General features: G+C 52.7%; 2 protein-coding genes. Both read left to right on the top strand.

Going from position 1 to position 2,469, the window contains the following annotated elements:
* Positions 1–374 precede the first annotated feature (374 nt).
* Positions 375–1,244: a TIR domain-containing protein gene (locus G1E_RS05600; protein ID WP_033691041.1), complete on the top strand. Its 870-nt coding sequence runs from the start codon at positions 375–377 to the stop codon at positions 1,242–1,244.
* Positions 1,245–1,883: 639 nt separating this feature from the next.
* Positions 1,884–2,469 (top strand): hypothetical protein (locus G1E_RS05590; RefSeq protein ID WP_218186958.1); only part of this gene is annotated, 586 nt, incomplete at its 3' end.

Below are 2,469 nucleotides of genomic sequence, written 5' to 3'. Positions count from 1 at the left end.
GGGGCGTGCCCGCGAAGGGTTGCAAAGCGGCCCCAAATTATTTGACTGACTGGCATTAGCCATAAGGCCGGTTTAGAGGGCTTCCAAAGCATTCCGCGGAATGCAGTGGAGCTGGATGTGGTGCGGAGACAGGAACCTAACATGGTGTAACTACGCCAGTAAAACCTGGGCTAGCTGACCCACAATGACAAAACGTATCCCTAAACGTATCCCTAAACATAAATCCACCGCCCTATGCATTACCTAGGCCCTGATCCACCAGTTGCCAGTCCCACTGGGGACAAAGACTCATCCCACTACCTTCAGCTCACGAATGCTGCGCGATTGTGTTGGATCGGATAGTGTTTTGCTCCCCCACATGGAGTCCTCATTCGATGGCCCGAACCAATCCCCCAACGAACCAAGCATCTGTTCCTCCTATTCGTGTTCAGAACATCCAGAAAGGAATTGAACGGTTAGGTGAACGCATCAATGAGCTTCAAGCTTTCGATCTGAGTAGCCTTCGCCAGGGTCCAACCGCTGCGCTTAAAGGGTTAGAGGTGTCGATCAGACAGACCCTGGAGCGGTGTTTTGGTGAGAGCTCTACGACTTACAGGGACTTAGAAAGTGCTGCCGTTCTCTCGTGGCGACCAGGTATGGTCAGGAGAGGCGCGCCGTCCCCAGACTATGAAGGTCGGATGAGAAAAAACTTCGAACGGTCTATAGCGCTACTCACCCAAGGCCAGCGGTCGCTCGAGGAAGACTTAGCCGACTACCAGCAGAAGCAGGCCGCTCCCCTTTCAGACCATAGCGCACCGACAGCGCTGTCCAGACAAGTTTTTGTAGTCCACGGCCACGACGATGGGTCTCGCGAGATGGTAGCCCGCTTCCTAGAGAGAATCGGCTTTGACGCCATCATCTTGCATGAGCAGGCCAACCAAGGCCGGACCGTGATCGAGAAGGTGGAGAGATACGGTGGGGTGGGATTTGCTGTAGTCCTTCTCACCCCCGATGATGAGGGTTGCGTCAGAGGTGGTACGCCTACACCCCGTGCTCGCCAGAACGTGATTTTGGAGCTTGGGTATTTCATTGGTCGCCTGGGACGGGGAAGGGTCTGTGCTTTGAAGCGGGGATCGTTGGAAATTCCTAGCGACTATGCGGGTGTAGTGTATGAATCGCTTGAGGGAAACTGGAAGCAGGCACTCGGAAGGGAGCTCGAAGAAGCAGGGTATGAGTTAGATTGGAATAAAGTCATGCGTGCATGACCGAGCCCAGCCGGCAACCTCACAAGCTATCGGACGGCCCCAGCATCTGGGGCCCTAACCGAAACGTTACCGAGGCTGCAAAAATCAGCTTGCCTGTTCGAGAAACTGCACATTTTCACTGAGTTTACCTTGTTAACCAGTTCACTAACCTGGCCAACCTTCCGCTAATAAAAAGCCGCGGGTTTCCTGCCCCGTATCTCAACGCATCTCTCAGGGTCCCCGGCAGCTTCTAGGATCGGGAAGGGGGAATTGGTTCGGCCGCTGAAGCCACCCTCAACTAGGGGGCATGGGGTTGCTAGATAAATACAAATCCAAATCGGTGTAACAGGTGTAATGGGTGTAACGATATTGCGCAACTTATTGTTTTTAAAGGATAAAACAGCGATACACGCTCATGCACTCTTCTTGCTCTAGCGGTGTAACAACAGCCCCCGGTGTATCACTCGTTGGCGGCTATCGACCCAAAGCTACCGCTGCCGATAGGGTGCAGTCGGCCAGAAGCAAACATCAAAGATCTTCTGATAGGATTAGCTACGGCTGACCAAAAACGATGCACCGCGAAACTGAGCTTCTTAAAGTCGGTGGTGAAAGGTTCACTCAGCGAGCCACATCCAACCAAACTGGGATGCGATTCAATAGATGAACGAAGACGAATACGAACGAGCTGTAGAGACAGGCCTTCGCAACAATGAGGTTATCAAGCTTGTTCATAATTACTGCTCTCATGCCCGAGTGGTCAACCGTGGCGGAGTGGGCTTGATTGCGCAAATGACAGGTCTTCCGATAGGAATGCTTGGCGTCGATTGTGACTATGCACATGCGTCTGGAATGGCAGGCTGGGATCTTGAGCCTAGTGCTATTGATTTTTATGATCGCAATTGCGCTCATTGCGACAAGCGCTTGGCGGTTCAGATGCCAAATTTGTTGATGCTAGTTGATGAGCGTGACCGAGCCGTAGAGAGGCATAAGAAGGCCCAAAGGAAAGCACAAGCTCAGGCTGAGTCAGCCCACAGGGCAAGGATCGCACAGAGGGCTGCTCTAAGAGTCGGGCAAAGCGCTGCATGCTGCTCTCTTCTTGACGACCTCGACACGCTCGATGCCTGCCCATCGGATGAGGTCAAGACGCGCATCGTAGAGACAGCCAAGCTTGCACCTGAAATATTCACTACTCCGCTGATTGATTATTTCTTTGAACTTGCAACATCTAGGGAATCTCCGAACAAGC

It is taken from the genome of Pseudomonas sp. TJI-51 (assembly GCF_000190455.2).
In the GTDB taxonomy this organism is placed as follows: Bacteria; Pseudomonadota; Gammaproteobacteria; order Pseudomonadales; family Pseudomonadaceae; genus Aquipseudomonas; species Aquipseudomonas juntendi.
Note: the sequence above shows the minus strand (reverse complement) of the source record. Positions and strands in the feature narration are given on the sequence as shown.

What these genes read in the sequence shown, in the direction of transcription:
- G1E_RS05600 (WP_033691041.1), top strand. Translation starts at nt 375, where the DNA reads ATGGCCCGAACCAATCCCCCAACGAACCAAGCATCTGTTCCTCCTATT.